General features: G+C 49.4%; 19 protein-coding genes and 1 riboswitch. Of the genes, 12 read left to right on the forward strand and 7 right to left on the reverse strand.

Annotated elements, in window-relative coordinates:
- Positions 1–62: 62 nt before the first annotated feature.
- Entirely contained in the window at positions 63–605 is a 543-nt protein-coding gene (mobB, locus tag ACO6V1_RS01185; protein WP_422460330.1) for a molybdopterin-guanine dinucleotide biosynthesis protein B, read from the reverse strand.
- Between the two features lie 228 nt (positions 606–833).
- A riboswitch (molybdenum cofactor riboswitch) is annotated at positions 834–981 on the forward strand.
- Between mobB and moaA the strand changes: the two genes are divergently transcribed.
- The 5 genes from moaA to ACO6V1_RS01210 all read left to right on the forward strand — a co-directional run bounded on the left by moaA (position 970) and on the right by ACO6V1_RS01210 (position 7944).
- The gene (gene moaA / locus ACO6V1_RS01190) at positions 970–1962 is read left to right on the forward strand and encodes a GTP 3',8-cyclase MoaA (protein WP_422460328.1); all 993 of its coding nucleotides are present in this window, start codon (positions 970–972) and stop codon (positions 1960–1962) included. (Overlaps the previous riboswitch by 12 nt.)
- Positions 1963–2263: 301 nt before the next feature.
- The gene (locus ACO6V1_RS01195; protein WP_422465469.1) at positions 2264–3190 is read left to right on the forward strand and encodes a hypothetical protein; all 927 of its coding nucleotides are present in this window, start codon (positions 2264–2266) and stop codon (positions 3188–3190) included.
- Between the two features lie 159 nt (positions 3191–3349).
- A complete protein-coding gene (locus ACO6V1_RS01200; RefSeq protein ID WP_422450065.1) occupies positions 3350–4519 on the forward strand; it encodes a hypothetical protein in 1170 nt (389 codons plus the stop codon).
- 60 nt (positions 4520–4579) lie between these two features.
- Positions 4580–5551, forward strand: coding sequence for an aldo/keto reductase (locus tag ACO6V1_RS01205; protein ID WP_422465471.1), 972 nt, complete (start codon positions 4580–4582; stop codon positions 5549–5551).
- Between the two features lie 593 nt (positions 5552–6144).
- Positions 6145–7944 (forward strand): DEAD/DEAH box helicase, encoded by a 1800-nt coding sequence (locus ACO6V1_RS01210; protein ID WP_422450067.1) that lies wholly within the window; start codon positions 6145–6147, stop codon positions 7942–7944.
- 58 nt (positions 7945–8002) lie between these two features.
- Here the strand turns inward: ACO6V1_RS01210 and ACO6V1_RS01215 are convergent, their stop codons facing one another.
- Entirely contained in the window at positions 8003–8950 is a 948-nt protein-coding gene (locus tag ACO6V1_RS01215) for a cysteine peptidase family C39 domain-containing protein (RefSeq protein ID WP_422450068.1), read from the reverse strand.
- A gap of 494 nt (positions 8951–9444) precedes the next feature.
- Positions 9445–10119, reverse strand: coding sequence for a PAQR family membrane homeostasis protein TrhA (gene trhA, locus ACO6V1_RS01220; RefSeq protein WP_422450069.1), 675 nt, complete (start codon positions 10117–10119; stop codon positions 9445–9447).
- A 355-nt stretch (positions 10120–10474) separates the two neighbouring features.
- Between trhA and ACO6V1_RS01225 the strand changes: the two genes are divergently transcribed.
- A complete protein-coding gene (locus tag ACO6V1_RS01225; protein WP_422465473.1) occupies positions 10475–11206 on the forward strand; it encodes an META domain-containing protein in 732 nt (243 codons plus the stop codon).
- A gap of 242 nt (positions 11207–11448) precedes the next feature.
- Here the strand turns inward: ACO6V1_RS01225 and ACO6V1_RS01230 are convergent, their stop codons facing one another.
- Positions 11449–11841, reverse strand: a complete 393-nt coding sequence (locus ACO6V1_RS01230; protein WP_422450070.1) for an acyl-CoA thioesterase — start codon at positions 11839–11841, stop codon at positions 11449–11451.
- 198 nt (positions 11842–12039) lie between these two features.
- On the opposite strand from ACO6V1_RS01230, the gene ACO6V1_RS01235 reads away from it, so the two are divergent.
- The 5 genes from ACO6V1_RS01235 (at position 12040) to ACO6V1_RS01255 (ending at position 17450) form a co-directional block, all read left to right on the forward strand.
- A complete protein-coding gene (locus tag ACO6V1_RS01235; protein ID WP_101745038.1) occupies positions 12040–12372 on the forward strand; it encodes a PBPRA1643 family SWIM/SEC-C metal-binding motif protein in 333 nt (110 codons plus the stop codon).
- Between the two features lie 238 nt (positions 12373–12610).
- On the forward strand, positions 12611–13819 hold the full coding sequence (locus tag ACO6V1_RS01240) for an aromatic amino acid transport family protein (RefSeq protein WP_422460316.1): 1209 nt from the start codon (positions 12611–12613) through the stop codon (positions 13817–13819).
- A 104-nt stretch (positions 13820–13923) separates the two neighbouring features.
- Positions 13924–14229: a GIY-YIG nuclease family protein gene (locus ACO6V1_RS01245; protein WP_422465475.1), complete on the forward strand. Its 306-nt coding sequence runs from the start codon at positions 13924–13926 to the stop codon at positions 14227–14229.
- A 483-nt stretch (positions 14230–14712) separates the two neighbouring features.
- Positions 14713–16428 (forward strand): AMP-binding protein, encoded by a 1716-nt coding sequence (locus tag ACO6V1_RS01250; protein WP_422465477.1) that lies wholly within the window; start codon positions 14713–14715, stop codon positions 16426–16428.
- A 590-nt stretch (positions 16429–17018) separates the two neighbouring features.
- On the forward strand, positions 17019–17450 hold the full coding sequence (locus tag ACO6V1_RS01255) for a hypothetical protein (protein WP_422465479.1): 432 nt from the start codon (positions 17019–17021) through the stop codon (positions 17448–17450).
- A 187-nt stretch (positions 17451–17637) separates the two neighbouring features.
- Here the strand turns inward: ACO6V1_RS01255 and ACO6V1_RS01260 are convergent, their stop codons facing one another.
- A complete protein-coding gene (locus ACO6V1_RS01260; RefSeq protein ID WP_422450076.1) occupies positions 17638–18378 on the reverse strand; it encodes a DsbA family protein in 741 nt (246 codons plus the stop codon).
- A 456-nt stretch (positions 18379–18834) separates the two neighbouring features.
- Here ACO6V1_RS01260 and ACO6V1_RS01265 point away from each other — a divergent pair, with 456 nt between their 5' ends.
- Positions 18835–19107, forward strand: coding sequence for a hypothetical protein (locus ACO6V1_RS01265; protein ID WP_422465481.1), 273 nt, complete (start codon positions 18835–18837; stop codon positions 19105–19107).
- A gap of 310 nt (positions 19108–19417) precedes the next feature.
- Here the strand turns inward: ACO6V1_RS01265 and ACO6V1_RS01270 are convergent, their stop codons facing one another.
- Both ACO6V1_RS01270 and ACO6V1_RS01275 read right to left on the reverse strand, forming a co-directional pair.
- A complete protein-coding gene (locus ACO6V1_RS01270; protein ID WP_422465483.1) occupies positions 19418–19912 on the reverse strand; it encodes a pilin in 495 nt (164 codons plus the stop codon).
- 543 nt (positions 19913–20455) lie between these two features.
- Complete coding sequence (locus ACO6V1_RS01275) at positions 20456–21493, reverse strand: CNNM domain-containing protein (protein WP_422450078.1); 1038 nt, start codon at positions 21491–21493, stop codon at positions 20456–20458.
- Positions 21494–21605 lie beyond the last annotated feature (112 nt).

Raw genomic sequence — 21605 nt, forward strand, 5'->3', positions numbered from 1 at the left:
GACCATAGCGGGTGGAAAAAATAGCGTGTTTAACTCTCTGTGATGCCAGGTGGTGATGCAAGCTATTTTTCATGACAATAGTTTTCAATAAAGCTGGCAATATGTTCTGGGCTGTTGATATCCAGTTCTGCCAGATGACCAGGAAGGTTGATGCCGGGATTGCCATCCCAGGCGATGGCGATGATATGGGGGTCCTCAGTAAACAGGAAGGGCTTGTCATAATCACTGCGATGAAGCTCGATTTTAGCGATGGGAGCCTCACGAAAACCTTCCACCAGGATTAAATCCAGCTGATCCTGATTGAGAAGTTGCAGTTGCTCCTGCAGCTGTCGTTCATATCCATTCGGGTACTCGGTATAGCAAAGGGATCGACCAGGCATGCTCAACACCAGTTGACTGGCACCGGCATGGCGTAAACGGTAACTGTCTTTTCCCGGTGGGTCGGGTTCTATCCTGTGATGCGTGGCTTTGACCACACCGGTTCGAAGTCCCTGGCCTGCTAACAGTGGCAGTAGTTTCTCGATAAGCGTGGTTTTACCGGTACCGCTAAAGGCGGCGATACCAATAACCGGGATGGAGGCACTGATCTTTGGGGGTATCATCATAGAAGACATCTTTCGTTTTTTGCAACCTGCTCGTCCGGATATTTCATCAATCAAAAGGGGCCCATGGGCGGTAGGTTTACCGGGTAATCCAATAAAACAATAGTACCTGATAGCATGGTTTTTCGAGAAATAAGCAGGTAGGATTCACTGGGCTGTTGATAAAACGATCTCCCGGGAATTTTTTTTTAACAGTCAAATGAGGTTGTTTAACGTAGTGATTAAACTGAATTAACAAGCGAGCGCCGAGCTTCGGTACCTAATGGGTATGATCCTATGGACTGGAAGCCGCAGCCAGAGTGCGTATCACTGGCTGCCAGGGCTGTAAAAGAAACTTTGCAGCCTCCCGCGATTGGAAAGGTGTTCTATGCATTCTAATTTACCAGAGCTGCAGGACCGTCAGGGACGGAAATTCCCTTACTTGCGACTGTCAGTCACAGACCTGTGCAATTTTCGTTGCAATTACTGTTTGCCTGACGGCTGCCTTGACCATCATCACAGTGAAGCACTGACCATTGACGAAATACGTCGTCTGGTAACGGCTTTTGCTGCGGTCGGTGTGGAAAAAATTCGTCTGACCGGGGGGGAGCCTACCTTACGTCAGGACTTTTCCGACATTGTCAGAACCATCAAGCAGGTCCCCGGCATAAAAAAGCTGGCCATGACCACCAACGGCTACAAAATGGATCAGCGGGTTATGGACTGGCTGGATGCGGGTATTGATGCCATCAATGTCAGTGTCGACAGTCTTGACCCCCGGGCCTTTGAGCTGATTACCGGCCACAACCGGCTGCGGGAAATTCTGGCCGGTATTCAACACGCATTTGACCATGGTCTGCCATCTATCAAGGTGAATGCGGTGGCGATGAAAGGCATTAATGATGATGAACTTGATGCCTTTCTTGGCTGGATCCGGGATTATCCCGTCTCTTTTCGTTTTATCGAGTTGATGCAAACCGGGAACAATCAGGATTTTTTCCAGAAGCACCACTTCCCCGGAAAACAGATTCAGGAACTGCTCCTGGCGCGCGGCTGGGTAAGAAAAATGCGTCTGGCCGACGCCGGGCCTGCCCAGGAGTATTGCCACAGTGATTATGAAGGTACGGTTGGCTTGATTATGCCTTACAGCAAGGACTTCTGTAACGACTGTAATCGACTGAGGGTGACCAGTCTGGGGCAGCTCCAGCTTTGTCTGTTTGCTGAGTCCGGCATTGATCTGAGAGACCTTCTGCACAGCGATGATCAGCAGGAAGTGCTGGTGGCTCGAATTCGTGATTCCCTGCAGCTTAAAGACGACAGTCATTTCCTTGAGCAGGGCTGGACGGGTGGCACGGATAACCTTTCCCAGATGGGAGGCTAGTTCGCGGTTTCAATAAGTTTGACGTGTACAATCTCCGTTCACCCTGAGCGGAGTCGAAGGGTGCTTGGCACGATCTATCAGAGTCTGGAGTTTCCGCCTTTAGGCCCTATGGGGCCTTCGACAGGCTCAGGACGAACGGAGTGCGGAGGCACGACAACCCATCAAACGCATCGAAACGATGACCAGTACACTACCAAATCAATTTATTGAATAAGGTCGAACATAACGTGGAGAGGGAACTTATTTTAATGAAACCCGACTAACTTGTGCCACGCAACAACTTAGTGATGGGTGCTTTAACATGAATCCAATAACGAGTTCTTCCGATCAGCTTCCGGTACATCCACAAACAAGTTCTCTCAATTCCGGGTCAGGTGATGACAGCAGAGTAGCGGATCTGCAAGCCTCACTCAGCCGCATGAGTATTCCTGATGATCCGCCAGGAGCAGGCAGCACACCAAACCCGGTTAACATCACTGACAGATCGGCCAGTATTCCTGCCAGGCCGACAACCTACGACTATGTGTGCGCTACTGATGGTAAAACTTACAAGGTGCTACCTAAGCAATTTACCCATCGTGATGGTTCTTGCGGCCTTAGATTAAAGCTGGAAAATGGCGAAAGGTTTATGCAGTGCTCAATACGATTTTCCAGTTATTCTCAGCTGGTACGCAGCTATACCGATCCTGATTTTAATGAAGATCAACATATAAAAAAATTGGTGCTGATCAAGGACCTTGAAGGAAACAAAGGATGCCTGGATTTTCTGATAAAGAACGATATTGTAAAAGTAGTGGGCAAGGTGGATTCCGAGGGCGCTGACTGCACGATAGTTCAGTTAACTGCAGATAGAAAGTTAAGTAAAAAAAGTATTGGATTGGGTTCGGCTGATGCTATATCAGCCCGAATTGATGCCTTTTCCGCAAGAGTTCTTGTTCCCCTATCATCGAAATCATTTCAGAAATTTCTTGCAAAAGGAATGAGAACCAAGGAAGCAATGCCCCCAGCACAGTTGATAGTGCTCAGGAAATACGTTGCTGAAGGTGATCCGAAAATACTTGAACGCTCTTCTTTTAGACACATTGCTGCCTTTATTGATCATGGTCAACAAACGGACAGACTGCCCGTTGGCTGTAGTGATTTCGGCTACACGTTAGAAGAACTGAAACAGTTTCGTCTGGAAAAGAAAAGTTCAGTTGATGTTGCTTTTGAAGTGCTACTAAGGTAGCGGCTTTTCGACCTTGAATTATCTTTTTTTCATCTTCCGGGAGTGACGGGATATTCAACGTTTTAAGTTGGCCTGGCAGGGCATGGCCGCTTTTCTGTCTTCTAACTGCAACAATGATTTTTCTGAATCGATACTCAGAATTAGAATAAAGAGGCTGTAATGACTTACGGAACTATTGCTGACCGATACGCTTATGAATCACCCTGGTTAAGGAGTCGGACGAAGGAAGCATGCCCTGATAATGACCAAAAGTCGTGCATGGGGGCTCGTTCTGCTGAATCCGTCGAGCCTGATAGTTATTTATCCCGGGCTAAGGATCTTATTTGTTCTGTCCCCGGAACCTGCTATTCAATTTTATCAAGATCTGCGGTTGTCCTGACGCCTTTTCATTGGATGATTGAAAACCGGCTGGGGGTTGCCAAGGTTGTTGGTATTGCCCTGGTGCGATCGCAAGTGTTTCCATGGCTTGGCAAGACTTTTCCTGACAAGTTTCCGTGTCTGGCGAAATTTCCGGGCTTACAGGAAAGTCGTGAGATTGTTAAGGAAGCCTGTGAGGCAAACAATACCCATGGCTTTTGGTTTGAGCCGCTCCCGATTAAACATGATTCGGGCATATTGCAGGGTGTGATTTGTTATCCTCCCGACTGGGACCCGAATAATAGTCAATGCATTCTTTATCACAATCCAAATGGTATGGTTCTTTCACAGCTGCTGGGTAGAGGTTGTCTTCATCCGGGGTCAGCACCCGGACGAATACAGTCAGAAAAAAAATGCCCGGTCATTCTTTATGACTATAGGGGGACGGGGTTAAACCAGAGCGATGGGTTGTCGGGTTATCTGCCTTTCTCAACCTATGAAACCGTTGTTCAGGACGGTGCTGCGGCCCTGGGCTATGCGTTGGAAAATTTTGAGTATGTCTACGTCGCTGGGACTTCTCTGGGCGGAGGTGTGGCAACCGTCTCGCTTGCCAGACACCTTGAAGCCAGGGGAGGGCAGGATGATTCAAGGGTCGAGTTACTGTCCCATGACTCGTTTACCACAGCGCCAAGAGTTGTCATGCCAGACCGGCCCCGGCTTGCCAATTTTCTGGGGTGGCTGATAGGTGGGAATCTGGATGCTGAAGCCCCTATGCGTAAACTGATCGATCGTAAGGTTTACATCGTGTCACTGAACCATCGTGATGATCCGGTTATCCCGAAAGGGGCTCGTATGTCAGAATTTATTAAGTCGCTTCATCATGGTGAGCTGGATCCCGGGCAGGTATTTGCCAAGGAATTTTCCGGCAATAGCCACGCAGTACTGACTTATGAAATGGTAAAGTACCTTTGAGTGAATCAATGTTACTATGTCTGCACCATATAATAAGTAACCCGATTGGGTTGGAGTCTTATGAATCAAATTCCCCTGACTATTTTCCTACCTGAAGCCAGCAGAATCGCCGCCGGCTGTATGGGGTTGGGTGGAGGCTGGGATAATAACCCGGTTTCAAAAGATCATATGATGCAGGCGCACCAGTTTCTCGATAGTGCCCTGGAGAGCGGCATCAACTGCTTTGACCACGCCGATATCTATACCTTTGGTAAGGCTGAGCAGGTATTTGGTGGCGTGCTGGGTGATCGGCCGGAGCTGAGGGAGAAGATATTCCTGCAAGGCAAGTGCGGCATTCGCTTCGCCGAAGGGAGCATTCCCAATCGCTACGACTTCTCCCGGGATTGGATTCTGCACAGTGTGGAAAAGAGTCTTGCCCGTTTAAACACCGACTATCTGGACCTTCTGCTGCTGCACAGACCGGATCCGCTGATGCAGCCAGAGGAGGTTGCCGGGGCGTTTCATCAGCTGCAGAAAGATGGCAAGGTCAAGCATTTTGGCGTGTCAAATATGAATGGCCACCTGATCAAATACCTTCAGTCATTCCTTGATCAACCTATTGTGGTCAACCAGTTGCAGATGAGCCTGGCCCATCTGGACTGGCTGGATGAAGGTGTGCTGTTCAATCACCCGGAAGGGCAGGCGGTCAGCTTTACCCCGGGCACTGTTGAATATTGTCGCGGCCACAATATTCAGCTGCAGGCCTGGGGCTGCCTGAGCAACGGTCTGTTCACCGGGAAAGATACTCATGGTGAGCCTGAGTCTATTCAGAAAACGGCTGGGCTGGTCAAAACGTTTGCAGAGCAGCTGGGTGTTTCCAGAGAGGCTATTGTGCTGGCCTGGCTGATGCGCCACCCCGCAGGTATCCAGCCGGTGATTGGCACAACAAATGCCCAGCGTATCAGGGCCTGTAGCGAGGCTGAGACTATTCAGTTAAGTCGTGAGCAGTGGTATCAGTTGTATGTAAGTGCCCGGGGCCGTGCACTGCCGTAGCCTGAAACGATTGGGGTAATATCCATGGATGTGATAATCCCCTAGTTCATTCAGGGATAAAAACAGTATTCACTGTCTAAAAAACACGCTAGACTAGCAGACCTTTTTCTATCCCCATGTGCAGTCCTTCTTATGGACACAGGGGTTTGTTGGGAAGTCCTGGCACTTCGTTTCCTGCATTTAATCCGGCTGACAAGTAAACTGTCTGCTCTTTTGAAAGTCTATGGCAATCAAGAGCTCAGCCACTGGAAGATCAATAGATCTTATTATCCTCTGCCAATGCAGGCCAAGCTTGTTCATCAAGCCTCTCCAAACGCAGTCGTGGACCTCACAGGCGATTCGGTAACGTCTTTCTGTATTCGATCAGAGGGGTGTTCCGGATAGCGGCACCAGGAAGTCCATGGCTGCAAATTTTCCGAATGCTACTGGAACAGCGTCGGAAAAGTGTACTGCCATCCTATTTCTGTTTGCTCCAAACGTCGCCAGCACTATGAGCCGGTTTACCGGACGATCAAATGCCGTCTGATCCTGACAGCTTTTGACAGCAAAATGGCGGCATTTTTATGGCAAAGAATGAATTTACGGAGTATCAAATGACTGATACCAACAACGCAATGACTTTTGCGGACCTGCCCCTGTCGGAAGCGGTAATCAAGGCTGTTCAGGATGTCGGCTATGAGAGCCCGTCACCCATCCAGGCACAAAGTATCCCTCACCTGCTGGAAGGTCGTGACCTTCTGGGTCTGGCGCAGACCGGTACCGGTAAAACCGCCGCATTTGCATTGCCATTGCTGTCAGCCATTGATTTGAAACAGCGCGATCCGCAGGTTCTGGTCTTAACGCCGACCCGTGAGCTGGCAATACAGGTGGCAGAAGCCTTTCAACGCTACGCCCGTCACATGAAAGGATTCCATGTGCTGCCCGTTTACGGTGGCCAGGATATGCGCGGCCAGTTGCGCAGCCTTCAGCGTGGAGCCCATGTGATTGTGGGCACGCCGGGCCGGGTCATGGACCACCTGCGTCGTGAAAGCCTGAAGCTGGATAGCCTGAAAACCGTGGTTCTGGATGAAGCGGATGAAATGCTGCGCATGGGCTTCGTGGATGACATCGAATGGATCATGGAGCAAACACCCGCTGACCGTCAGGTGGCCCTGTTCTCTGCCACCATGCCTTACCAGATTCGCAAAATTGCAGATACTCACTTAAAAGAGCCTGCTACGGTGGAGATCAAAGCCAAAACGGCGACGGTTGACACCATTACCCAGAAGGTCTGCATGGTCAGCGGTTTCCACAAGCTGGATGCCCTGACACGGATTCTGGAAGTGGAATCATTTGATGCCATGATCATTTTCGTGCGCACCAAAACCGCCACGGTTGAACTGGCGGAAAAACTGGAAGCCCGTGGTTTCGCTGCGGCGGCGCTGAATGGCGATATGAGTCAGGCACTGCGAGAGAAAGTGGTGGATCGTCTCAAGAAAAAATCCCTGGATATTCTGATTGCTACCGACGTAGCGGCCAGGGGCCTGGATGTTGAGCGTATGAGCCACGTAGTGAACTACGATATCCCGTACGATACAGAAGCCTACGTTCACCGAATTGGCCGTACCGGGCGTGCTGGCCGTCAGGGCACTGCGATCCTGTTTGCTACCCATCGTGAGCGCAGGATGCTTCGTGCCATCGAAAGTGCTACACGACAGCGTATTGATACCATGCGCTTGCCTTCCATGAGTGACGTGCGTGATATTCGTATCCGTCAGTTCAAGGAAGATGTCGTCAAAGCAATGGACATGGGCGAAGAGCTGGATGTATTCCGTGAGATTGTTGCCGAGCTTGAGCAGGAAAATGCCCTGAGCTATGAAGATATGGCAGCAGCGCTCTGCTTTATGGCCCAGAAAGAACGCCCGTTCCCGGATGCCAAAGAACCGGAGCAGCCCCGTCGTGAAGGCCGTGATCGTGGCGAAAGACGTCGTGATGGCGAAAGACGTGGTGAGCGTGGCCGTGAACGCAACAATGATGGCATGGTCCGTTACCGTGTCGAACTGGGTCGCGACCAGGGCATCAACCCCGGTGACCTGGTGGGTGCCATTGCCAATGAAGGCAAAATTTCCGGACAGAGCATTGGCCATATCCGACTGTTTGATAACTGCTCGTCAGTCTATCTGCCAGAAGGAATGGACAAGAGCGTTATTGAAGCCCTGAAAGGTGCCAGGATTCGCAACCGGCCAATGGAGTTGAAACTGTGGACCGGTGACGAGCCTCAGACAGAGCGCCGTGGCCGACGTGATGGTGGTCGTGGTCGCTACGAAGGTGGTCGCCGTGAAGGCGGTGCCCGTCGTGAAGGTGGCCGTGGTGGCGATCGTCGTCCGCGTCGTGATAATAACGGCAATCGTTAATATCATTCCGGGCTATTGGTTTTTCCAGTAGCCCGGACTTTCTGAAACCGGGAATTTATCAGTTTTCTATCAGCTGTTTCACCTGAATGGCGTCCCTTACCCAGGAATTCTCAAAAGCACCCCGGCTGATCTCGATTTCCCAACCGTGGTATGGGTCTCGAATAAGAACAGACTTGTCTGTAACCGCATCAACAATAATGACGTGTCCTCCCGATTTGCATCTGCCTACGGAGACTATTGCAGACCCACGCTTATTAACCGCATTGGCCAGTTTTTCAAGATTTGAACACCGGGTTTTAATCGGGGTCAGGCCAGCAGTAGATAATGTTCGACGTATCAGCCTGTCATCGCCAAGGTTGGTTGACTGTAAGGCACTTACCGAAAAGGTGCGGTGATGTTGATGTAACAGCATTGCTGCGGCAGCGTAAGTACAGCCTCTGGTTGCCTGTTGTTGAATGATGGGTCTGCCATTACAGGTGTATTTGACTTCAATCGGTTTAAACTTCTCAGACTCCTGAATATGTTCTGTTCTTATCGGTTGATGCACTGTTAAGATTTCATGGTCAAGATATGTGAGCACATATCCATGCGCTCCAGAAAACGATATATTTTTGAGAACAGGGTCAAACCGGAAAGCATACTGGACAACAATTTCCAGCAGAGAGCCCGGTCTATTCCACATAAAATGATCTTTATTAAACATTTCCTCTCTCAGGCTTTCCGCTGCCAGAAATTTTTTAAAACCTCTATCCTCAAGTAACTTATAGGAGGCAATAATATCTTCAACCGTCTTTTTGGTTTGTTCACAGGTTGTCTCGTCACCCACACGAACGGTGTCAACAGTGGATACTGGTGGGTATTGTCTCTGGTAAACGGAAGAGGGGATACCAGCCAATTTTAACAGTGTGGCCATAAGTTCCGGCGTTGGTTTATAAAAGGGGTTACTACTCTTGCCAGAAGGAGAATTAAGCGGCGTACGCCGACCGGGTGATGTCAGTTCTGGCATTTGTGAGGCAGGCTTGCCTGACGGCCCACTGGCCTTAATTTGAATAATGGGAAGCCTGGCTCTGTGTAGCCTTGTTTTTTCATGAAATGGTTTTCGGCCATTGGAGGACAATGACGGACCTTGTTTCAGGGGAGAAGATATTGGTGGAACCTGTTTGACCAGATGGCCACTGGAATCTGCTGTTTGCTTACATGGAGAAATAACTTCGTCTTTCAGAGCGATGTCTGTTTTCGGAGCAGTATAGCCGGATGAGGGCTCGTTCAAGGGGATCATAAACCAGTATCTTCAAAAAGTGCTTTATTACCAGTACACGGTTTCGATGCAATTGACAGGCTCCTGCATAGACCTCAAGGCTCCATTCACCCTGAGTGGAGTCGAAAGACGCTCAGGGTGAACGGAGATTGTACACATCAAACTCATCGAAATGATGTGATGGTTTTGATTGAGTAATCGCCAAATAGTTTCCAGAGAAGCTAAAAAAAATTTATTTTTCTTCAGGCTGGCGGTAATACATGGAATAAAACCGAAAAGAAGTGACAGGCCGACCCACCTAATACAAAGAGATGCCAGATTGCGTGATTGAAAGGCAGCTTTTTCCATAAATAAAAGATCACGCCAACGGTATAAAGCAATCCACCGGCAACCAGCCAGTATATGCCATTGGTTGATAAGTTCTCTGCCAGCTCTTTGGAGGCTGCCAGAACCAGCCAGCCCATCAGAATGTACGTGGTTAACGACAGTTTTTTGTACCTGGCCCCAAACACCGCCTTGAAGATAATGCCCAATGCGGCCAGGGTCCAGATGACAGCAAAAAGAATCCAGCCAGTCACACTTCTCATGCTAACCAGAAGAAAAGGCGTGTAGGTTCCGGCAATCAGCAGATAGATGGAACAGTGATCCAGTATCTTGAAGACGCGCTTGGTTTTTGGATGTTGAAAACTGTGGTAAAGCGTAGAGGCCAGAAACAGCAGAATCAGGGTGCTGCCGTAGATGCTGAAACTGACCACCCGCCAGACATCAGCCTGATGGGCGGCATAGGTGACCAGTAGTGTCAGACCGGCGACACTGAGCAGAGCCCCCAGACCGTGAGTAATACTGTTGGCAATCTCTTCAGCCAGGCTGTAGCCACGGTTGATCAATTGGTTTCCTGCGGTAGATTTCGGAGCCATAAAGCGGTTTCTAATGGGAGCCAGTGCTGCTGATCATACTGAATCTTATGCCCTGATGCATGGGAATTATCAGCTCATCCTGAATGTAGTCTCGGACAGCCTCCCGGGGACCAGGTTCGGGTGGAAAATTAGAATGGCGGCAATACCTGATGATCGACTACTTTAACACTATCAGTTTCTGCTTTGCTGGCTGATCAAAGGGTATTTTTGCCAAGGTCATCTGCCCCAGGCAGTCACCCTCTACAGGTTATCGCTGATGGCTGTCCCGCAGGAGTCTCCTGAACTCAGACTTACCACCCACGCTTAAGTCCGACAGCCTGCAAGTTTATCTTTATTCCCGTTGCTGGAGTATGACATGAAAAGGTTGATCCACTCTTGTATTGTTTTGGTTGCAGGTGCTGCCCTGTTCGGGTGCAGCTCCCACAAGCTGACCAGTGTTGAGCCCCGGTTGGTTGAGAACAAAACCTGGGTATTGACGACAATGAACGGTCAGCCGGCATCGGGCCCGAGAGTCACCATGGAGCTTCGCCCTGCCACGGCCCTGGATGGACGCATTGGTGGCCAGGCACCTTGTAACCGCTACTTTGGCAACTACCAGGTTGCCAGCCATAAAATTCACTTTACCTCAATGGGGAGCAACCGAATGGCCTGCCCGCCACCATTGATGACCAGTGAAGCAGAGTATCTGGCAATGTTCCCAAAACTGGACAATATCACCATAAAAGAACATGGACTGGTATTGAACAGCGCAAGCAGTGACCAGGAACTGACCTACGTGACCGAGTCAGCCAATGTCAGCGGTCAGATTACTGCCAGTGAAGGCTCTTTTGCACCGGGCTCTGAAATTATTGTGGTTCTGCAAGATAGCGCCATGCCCGATGACCCGGCTGGCATCATTGGCATTGAGCGAATCCGGGTCGGCAGGGCGGTGGATGTAGTGGATTATGTGGTCCACTATGCACCTGAACTGGTGAATCCGGGCAGCAACTATGAGCTGTTGGCAGAAGTGATCCAGAATGGTCAGGTGATGTTTGCCACTGCGGTGAAGCCCTCTGTTCAGCTTAAGACTGCTCCGGCAAATCACTGAGTCGTTTGTGGGTGAAGTGCGCTACTGGTGCATGGTTTCAATGGGTTTGATGGGTTTGATGGGTTTTCGTGCCTCCGCACTCCGTTCGTCCTGAGCCTGTCGAAGGACCCATAGGGCCTAAAGGCGGAAACTCCGAACTCTGATAGATCGTGCCAAGCACCCTTCGACTTCGCTCAGGGTGAACGGAGATTGTACACGTCAAACTCATTGAACCATGCACTGGTGCACACTTACTCACAGCATCAAGCCATTTCCGGCACTTCTGACTCCTTCTCTGCCCTGATACGGTGCGGAGTCGGATTGCCCATTTCGTCAACACAGACAAACACAATACGATCAACGACGATAATCACCTGTCGGGTGACCTTATTGCGTACCACACAACAGATGGTCAGTGAGGTCTTACCGGTACTGACCACTTCAATACCGAACTCCAGAATATCACCGCAGGCGGCGGAGCTGACAAAGTCGATTTCTGACATATATTTGGTCACCAGCAATTTGCCCGGGCCCATTTTGCAGGAAGCATAGATAGCGGCTTCCTCATCAATCCAGGCCAGCAGTGTGCCACCAAACAGTCGGTATGCAGGGTTGAGGTCGCCGGGTTTTACCGCGCGGCGTGAAAAATACTTCATTCTGATGCTCCTTGCCTGATTATTATGACAACAGATTTATTGTGAATAATTTATATGACATTAATAAGGCAATTCTCATGCCGGAAAGAATTGGTCGGTGGCTAATGACGGGCACTTCCAGTAAACTGCTCCGGTTTTGCATTTCCCTTTTGCTCTCGTTCCGAGAGGTCAACATTTTCCAGCTTAACAGGTGATCAAATGGGCAAATTTTATACCCAGACCAATCTTCAAATTGACGATAAACAGGCTTACCGGGTTTTCGACGGTAAAAAACAAGCCCGTCTCGGAACAGAAAAGAACCCTGCCGTTCTTACTGTGCAGACCGAAGAGCGCCGGGCTGAGCTGGAACAAGAGTTTCTGGAGAATGGCTGGTTTTGCCAGATTCACGTGGATGAAGAAGCCGCAGAGGATACCTCTGCCCTGCAGCTGTTGAAGGATACGCCCAAAACCACAGTACTGGAAAAAGTGCCGGGCCGAAATGATCCTTGCCCTTGTGGCAGCGGGAAAAAATATAAAAAGTGCTGCGCCTGATAGCCAGGGTCTATTAAGGGTTTACTGCGAGCAAGCAAAAAAACTCTATAGGCCCGGGGTCAAACTCCCTTCAGATTGCTGGCAAAACACCGGATAAGTAGAAAAAATTCTAATTCAGTCCATTATTAGTACTGACAGGTTATTTATAGAGCCATGTTGTCGATCTATTTTATATAAGTTTCCCACTTTCAAAAGCCACTTTTAGTGGCTTTTGTTTTATCAAGCAGGTGGACCGAATATGAAAAGTCAGACGTTGGGTAGCAGCCTTCTGGTCGCCGGTACTTCCATTGGTGCAGGCATGCTGGCATTACCGCTGGTGTCCGCACTGACCGGTCTGGGCTGGGGCGTATTCCTGATGTTTTTGATGTGGGGGTTATCAACCTACGGCGGGCTGTTGATTGCCGAGGCCTGCCGGGCCTGCCCGGAAGCAGAGAATCTGCATGGTGTTATGGGGCGTTTGATGGGGCCGGTTGGCCAGGGTATTGCCGTGGTCGCCATGCTGTTTCTCTATTATTCCCTGTGCGCAGCTTACATTTCCGGTGGTGCCAACGTGCTGGGCAGCCTGCTGGCCAAAGAGGGGATTCATCTGCCTTTTCGCATCACGGCAACGGTGGTGGTGTTGCTGGTTGCCATTCTGGTGGTGACCGGTACCCGGGTGGTTGATGTGGTCAACCGGGTGATGTTCGCACTGATGCTGGCCCTGCTGCTGTATATCGTGGTGTCACTGTTGCCCGAGGTCAGTTTGAGTAATCTTCGGCTGGAGAACAGCACCCCTGGCATTTTATTCGCGGCGCTGCCGGTGTTATACACCTCATTTGGCTATCACTGTGCGGTACCCACCGTGGTTCAGTATGTGCAGGGAAAACCCCGGCGGTTTCGCTATGCCCTGATCGGTGGCAGCGCCCTTCCGTTCAGCATTTATGTGATCTGGATGGCGGTGGTGATTGGTGTGGTTTCTTCTGCAGTGGTGGTGACCATGGCACACCGTCCGGATGGTGTAACTTCGCTGATGGATGCCATAGGCCACCATTCCGGCGCGTCCGGTTTTGATTATATGATCAGTGCCTTTGCTGCCTTTGCCCTGGGCACGTCCTTCCTGGGGGTGGCTCTTGGGTTATTTGACTATCTGGCAGAAGTGTTCGGCCGTTCCCATGGTATTTGGGGGCGTATCGAAACCATCACGCTCACGCTATTGATTCCGTTGCTGGCGGCTATTTTTATGCCGGGGAGTTTTGTCACAGCCTTGGGGTATGCTGCTGTAGCCCTGGTGATTCTGGCGGTATTTATTCCCGTGGCCCTGGTCTGGAAGGTTCGTAAGCTCCATATGGAAGAACCCTATCAAGTGGCTGGCGGTATTCCGGCACTGGCCATTGCGATTATTGTGGGGCTTTTGGTGATTGTTGCCCAGTTTGGGGTGATCAGTGGTGTGTTGCCTTCTATTGGCTAAAAGGCTTTCTGGGAATAGACTCACTATTTCAGTGGCCCCGAACAATTCCTGCCGTGGTCAATTGGATCAAAAAGCAACTTGGAATCGTTCAGGAAGAGCAAAGAATGTCGGATGGATGTTGGTCGGTTTACATAATTCTTGCCAGTGATAGCAGCCTTTATACCGGCATCACCACGGATATTGAACGGCGCTGGCGTCAACATTGCGGTACTGCCGGGGGAGCCAGGTATTTCAGGGGGCGGAAGCCACAGCAGTTGGTCTATCTGGAAGGTAATCATAACCGTTCTTCGGCCAGCCGACGGGAAGCGGCCATCAAAAAGCTGACTCGCCCACAAAAGCTGAGCTTGCTCGCCTCACCGGAAAATTGCTGTGAACTCTGGGCTGGGAAATTGCTTAATACCCATCGCTGACTCCCATGATCAGAGAGTGTCACACAAGCCTGAAGAACACGCTCCGAAGCTGGTCGCTTCCCATTGCCCGCTGACCCCTGGTACATCATTTCGATGAGTTTGCAGGGTTCCCTCTATCAATGACGCCCAAACTCCGTTCGTCCTGAGCGGAGTCGAAGGGCGTAAACACCACACCCTGAATAAAGACTGTGCCAATCACCCTTCGTCCGTACATCCTGAGCTGAGCCGAAGGGCGCTCAGGGTGAGTGGAGATTGTACACCTCAAACGCATCGAAATGATGTGCTGGCCCGAAAGCTTTTTAGCGCAAAAAGAAGCATAAATTATCATTTTGGGTTCAAGGTTGAACGTTTAGATAGTATGATCCTCAGAAATAGATGAAGCAAAAAGGATTTTTGTAAGACACCTGCTTCATAAAAAGCAGGCCAGGGAAATAACTGTTTCATCGCCTTCCGATAACAACAAAAAATAAGTATGAGGTGTTCATGGAAGCCAGTTTTTGGGATGGCAAGCGCGCCCCCGGTATTGCAGACCAAATTGATCTTGAAAAGTTCAAAAACCTGGGCGAAGTCATTGAACATGCAGTTCATCAATACGGCGACCGGCCAGCCTATACCAGCATGGGCAAAACGGTTACCTACAACGAAATCGATCAGCTAAGCACCCGGTTTGCTGCCTATCTCCAGAACCATACGACACTGAAGCCCGGTGACAGTATCGCTATTCAGCTGCCGAACCTTATTCAGTACCCCATCGTCGTTTATGGCGCAATCAAGGCTGGCCTGGTTATCGTCAATACCAACCCGCTCTACACCGCCCGGGAGATGAAGCATCAGTTTACCGACTCAGGAGCCAAGGCGCTGGTCTGCCTCAATGTGGTTGGCCACCTGGTGGAGGAAATCATTCAGGATACGCCCATCAAGCACCTGATTGTCACTGAGCTGGCCGACCTGCTGCCCTGGCCCAAGCGATCACTGATTAATCTTGCCGTAAAACACGTCAAGAAGATGGTTCCCTCTTACCAGCTGCCACAGGCGCTGAGTTTCAATCAGGCCATGAAGCTTGGGGAAAAATCCCGGTACAGCAGGCCGCTACCGGCCAACCCTGATGATGTGGCGGTGTTACAGTATACTGGTGGCACCACCGGCGTGGCCAAAGGCGCTATGCTGACTCAACGTAGCCTGGTCAGTAATGTACTGCAGACGGTCAATGTGTTGTCCCAGACCGATGATAATGGTGTCCCAGTGGCAAAGCCTGATGGCAATACCGCAGTTGCGCCCCTGCCTCTTTATCATATCTACGCGTTCACCGTGCATCTGATGGCGTTCTTCCATCAGGGGGGACACAGCATTTTGATCGCCAACCCACGGGATATGGATACGTTCGTCAAGTCCCTGAAGCCCCACAGGGTGAATATCTTCATCGGCCTGAACACACTGTTTGTTGGCTTGATGAATCACCCGGAGTTTAAAGACCTGGACTTTTGTGAACTGAAGTTAACCATGTCCGGTGGTACTGCCTTGCAGGCGGCGGTTGCCAACCGCTGGCAAACTATCACGGGATGTTCGATTTCCGAGGGTTATGGCCTCTCTGAAACCTCACCCGTGGTATCCCTGAACCCCGCAGGCAGTTACTCCAAACTGGGCACTGTCGGCTTGCCAATGTCCGGCACGGCGCTGAAGACCATTGACGATCAGGGTAATGAGCTGCCATTGGGAGAGCGTGGGGAACTCTGTGTCAAAGGCCCGCAGGTGATGAAAGGTTATTGGCGGCGCCCGGAAGCCACGGCAGAAGTGATTGACAGCGAAGGCTGGTTTAAAACCGGAGACGTGGCCATTATCGATGAACAGGGTTATGTGCAAATCGTCGACCGGGTTAAGGATATGGTGCTGGTCTCAGGCTTTAACGTGTACCCCAACGAAGTGGAAGATGTGGTTTCCAAGCACGATAAAGTGCAGAACTGTGCCGTTATTGGTGTACCCGATAAGAAAACCGGCGAGGCCGTCAAACTCTTTATTATTCCACAGGACAAAAGCTTAACGGCGGAAGAGGTCAAGGAGTACTGCCGACTGAACCTGACCGCATATAAAGTGCCAAAGCAGGTTGAATTCAGGGATGTTCTGCCAATGACGCCAGTGGGTAAAATTCTGCGGAAAGATCTTCGCGCCGAAGAAATGAAGAAGCACGAAACGGTTGCCTGATTTTAGGCATCAGCAAAGCCCCGGTAAGTGTTCCGGGGCTTTGTAATTAAACTGACTTTTAATATGCTTGAAACTTATTGCTTCAATCCATTGATTCAGTTTCAGCCAGAGTTCCGGTTTTTTGGCGTATTTTTGAATATGAATTAAACTCAGTAGCTAGGCTTTCATGAAATAAGCAAGCGGCCACTTTTTATTTTTTCCTGAAATGTGAGTAAATGATTGATCAGTATTCTGGCTTTAATTAATCTTTCCTGTTTCATGCTGCTGATTTCTACCTTAACTGTTAACCTTTACTGACTCTCCAAACCATGTGATGAGGAACCTGATTCTTCGTATTATCCCTTATGACTTATGGCTCCGTCGTAATGTAATTGGCTGTTAAGTAGTTGGTTAACTACTTACGCATAACGATGTCTGAAAACACATTTTTGCGAGGTAATGGGAAAATATGCTCATTTTTTTATCAACTTTTTTACCAGCTATGCACGGGTTTTTGTCTATTTACAGGCAGAATTGTCAATGTTAAGTTTTTTACCAATTTTAAACCCTGCGTTTAATGGATCCTTTGATTTACCAGATTGGTTCAAACCATGAATATTTTTGATGAAGCTCTCGGTGTTCTGAAGTCTAAAGTTCAGGTGCGCAAGCTCTTTCACGATATGCACGCTGAAGACCTTCAGCGCGTCATCGGTCGCATTGAAGCCATTTACGAAGAAAAAGTGATGGCTCAAATGGAGGTGGAAGAGCAGCAGGCCCGCAAAAAAGAGGCGCTGGATGCGGTGGTTAAACAGATGAAAGAGCTTGGTCTCTCCCTGGGTGATATCAAAGACCTGTCAGAAGAGAAAAGCAGCGGTGGCCGTAAAGGAAAAACACGCCAGCGTTATTTGTTTCGCTACGAAGCCGTTGATGGTTCATCAGTGGATTGGGAAGGGGCAACAACCGGGCGTATTCCCGCGGATTTCTCAGACTATCTTGAGCGAACCGGTAAAGATCGCAAGGCCTGTATCGTTTCTGAAATCTGATGCTTTAAACCCTTGCTTATTAAAGAGCTTAACAGGAACAGTCTTTAATTAACTTGCCGGTTTGGAATACGATCTCCGTTCATCCTGATTGCCATTCACCCTGATCTCCGTTCATCCTGAGCGGAGTCGAAGGGTGCCTGGCACAATGGTGAGCCGGAGTTCACGCCTTTGTTACTTTCACTCCTGCCTATTTGATTTGACTGAGCCTTTTATCAATCATCTCCTTCAGAACATTTTCCTGGGTAAACCCACCCACCACCTCATCGGGAAACACCAGTGCCGGAGTTCCGGTAATGCCCAACCTCTGGGCCAGCATGATATTACGGTCCAGTTGTTTGTTAATCTCTTTATCATCTACTACGGCGGTTTTCAGTGCCTCCACATCCAGCCCCTGTTTTCTGACAATGCTGGCAATGGAAGCCGAGTCATGCCGGGCACGATGAGACATCAATGCTTTATGCAGCGCCAGATAGGCGTCATTACCTTCAGCCCTGGCTGCCAATAAGAGCGCCGCAGCCTCCCTTGAACTTGGCCCGAGGATGGGCATGTCTTTATAGATAATTTTCAGATCAGGGTAATTGTTGACCAGCACTTCCAGAACCGGGTCCTGCCGTTTGCAAAATCCACAGTTCACATCACCAAAGTAGGCAATGGTCAGTTTGGGGGTTGAGGAACCGGCAAAGGGATCATCACTGTGAAAAAGCTCGGCCATATTGCTGGTAAGCACCGAGTTTTGCGCCTGTGATTTGGCTAACTCTTCCCGCTTTTTCAACTCATTGACAACATCGAGAAAAATTTCAGGGTTTTCCATCAGGGCTTCACGCACCAGCTCTTTGACCTGTTGTTGCTGTTCCCGGTCCAGCGGTGCGGCCTGACTGCTGATTGGCAGGATAAGTGCGGTAGCGGCAATGGCCAGCAGCTTTTTCATGGTTAACGTCCAATGTAATGATCAGGAGTGTTTTTCACCATCATACCGGTTTGACGGGCGGTAATGGAATGCAGTCACCATTGGTTAAGGCAATAATCTTGTAAATATTGCTATTTTTATTCTGGTTATTTATTAATCGCTGCCTTTGCTGATCAAAAAAGCCGGGACTCCGGAAAAACTTGATCCAGGTCAAAGTACATCGGGTCCAACCTGCGTATGGTTTTTATAGGGATAGCTTAAAGAGACCGCTTGAGAGCGTAGCGTCAAGACCGCTGGAGTACCCGAAAGAACAGATTATCGGTATCAGCCAATGAGATTGGAGAAGCCAAATATACTTCATTTCAGGTGTTGTATTGGCTTCAGGCATTTGCCGGAAAAACCCATTAAGCGGCTAAATGATCGCAGCCGGGGCCGATAACAACAGTTCCTTAAAAAAACACGTAAAGGACTGAAACAATGAAAGTAATTGCTGTTGCTGTAGCGGGAATGTTATTGGCCGGTGCTGTTCAGGCTGCTGATAAAGCGGAAGATCTTCAAAAACAGGGTATAGTCTGTTACTCAATGGGCCAGGTCAATGCCGAAAGACAATCCGGTGGACGTGGAATGGCTCCGGACCTTACTGTCAATATTGCTCCGACTTTTTATATCACCAGTGACCGTGACTATAAAGCCTGCCGTAAGATGGCGGCGGAAAAGGGCGCTCATGTGATTGTTGATCCGAATGCTTGAGTTTTTGTTGAATCGCAAGGGCTTGAGGTGCTGAGTGAAAATGATCTCTTGGTATTTCAGGTCTGCGTTTAGGTTCTGATTTTGTTCCCACGGGGCTCCGTGGGAATGTCTGTAACTCCCTGCCAACTACCTGCGACAAGAATATCTGCGAACTTCCATATGCATTCCCACGCTGAACATGGGATTGACTCACCCTGACTCTTACGTGTGCTGTTTCGTAGTTGATGCTAATTCTGTCAGTAAGGTTTTTCTGTGGGAGGGTGTAGCTGGTATGCATTCCCACGGGGGAGCGTGGGAATGAGGTCAGAACTTATGGGTAGGCTTGGACAGGCGTACATCCCTGACCAACAAAGTCTGAGTTAATGATAGTCTGGCAGTTCCAGCTGCCATCAGCAGCTCGATAAAGTCTTACATCGTTGTTTATAACGGCAGCATTTCCCACATTAAAGGTGAACTGGACGTAGCCTGCACCATTGCCGTCGTCATTAAAGGCAATTACACCGTTACTAGGCTGTACAACACCTAGATCTTGTGGCCTTTCACCTCTAATAAATGGTACTGCTGGGTTACCATTTTGAGCAGGTTGAGCGGCCCGTTCAGCTGTTTGGCCATCAGGGAACTCGCCAAAATTAAGCACATAATCCTCAAGGCTTGTTCTGTTAGAAGTCAAGCTAGCAACTGCAGAAGATACGTTAGAACGACCAACATAATTCTGATACTGCGGAATAGCCACAGCCGCCAAAATACCAATGATCGCCACAACGATCATCAATTCAATCAGCGTAAAACCCTGTTGTTTTTTCATTTTTTCTGTCCCCCGGGAACATCATTTATAGTTTTTTTAGCATGCATCTTATTGCAAGACATGCGTCTTTTAACCACCCTACCCTGGGTACATCGTCCTTTCTCAGTGTGTATTCCACTAAGAGCTTATGGTTATCATTTATATAGCCCCGCAGAACACGAAAAAAGTAACATGGTTTGAAATGTGTCACAACACTAAAACCAGAGTTTTGCTAAGTTACAGCTTTTGTAGAACTCTCTCCTTGCGAGCCGACACCTGCTCCAACCCCCTAACTCCGTTCGTCCTGAGCGGAGTCGAAGGGCGTAAACTCCATGCCCTGAATAAAGACTGTGCCAATCACCCTTCGACTCCGCTCAGGGTGAACGGAGATGGTACACATCAAACACATTGAAATAATGCACGGTTACACGGTTCCAATGTATTTGATGGGTTCTCTCTATCAATGACGCCCAAACTCCGTTCGTCCCAAGCCCACCGACAGCATGATCAGCTTCAGGTATTTGTTCATAAATTATGAACTGCCCGCTCTATGGAAGAAGGCTGTCAGGAAGCGGTTGCCGTCAGGCGATGCGCCCACTTGGTTTTTGCTGCCAGCTGCATATCCACCACTTCGTCACTTTCATCGACGATTTCGCGGCCAAGCAGTGTTTCAATCATATCTTCCAGTGTCACGATACCACGGATATCGCCATATTCGGTGACCACCATGGCGATATGGCTGCGTTTTTCCAGGAACGTTGCCATCAGTTTTGGCAGTGGCTCCTTTTCCAGCACGGCAATAATCGGACGTTTCAGGCTTTCCAGTCTGGTACTGCCGCCTTCCCGAAGGTGGGAAAGCAGAATGTCATTTCTCATGACAAAGCCGTTGATATCATCCGGGTCTTCACCGTACACAGGAATACGCGAGAAGCTGGAACCGGTGAACTCCTTCATATAAGCGTCAGTGGTGGTAGATTCCGGTAATGAAAACAACACTGAGCGAGGCGTCATGATTTCCACAATCTGGAGATCACGAAACTTCAGCATGTTTTTCATCAGCTCAGACTCGACACCCTGTAGTGCACCCACCTGAAAGCCAAGGTCGGCCATCGCCTGAATTTCATCACGCAGATAAGGGTTCGTTTTGTCTTTTGGGCTCAGCTTGCTGGTCAGTAACTCGGTGATCCAGATAATGGGCAGTAGCAGCTTAACCATAAAGCGCACACCAACGGCCATGACCGGAACCAGGGATTGCCACCAGGACGCACCAATGGTTTTTGGAATAATTTCAGACAACACCAGGATCAGTAAGGTCAGCACGGCGGAAAAAACACCAACAGCAGCATCACCAAAGACTTTCGCCGCCTGGGCACCCGCACTTGCCGCACCAATGGTATGAGCAATGGTATTCAGGGTAAGGATAGCGGCCAGAGGGCGGTCAATATGATCGTGCAGCTCACGGACAATCTTTGCCCATTTGCTGTTTTTCTGCTCAAGGCTAACCACATAGGCCGGGGAGATACTGAGTAGGACGGCTTCAAACACCGAACAAACGAAGGACACCGCAATAGCGATGACAACATACGCAACAAGCGTAACCACGCATGGCTCCAAAGGTAATCAAGGGAATGCTATTCTAGCCTGAGAATTTAATCTTTGGCGATAGAAATTTCCGAATATTACATTGTAAAGCTACGGAACATTCTTGCGAAAT

It is taken from the genome of Endozoicomonas sp. ALC013 (assembly GCF_049310205.1).
Lineage (GTDB): Bacteria > Pseudomonadota > Gammaproteobacteria > Pseudomonadales > Endozoicomonadaceae > Endozoicomonas.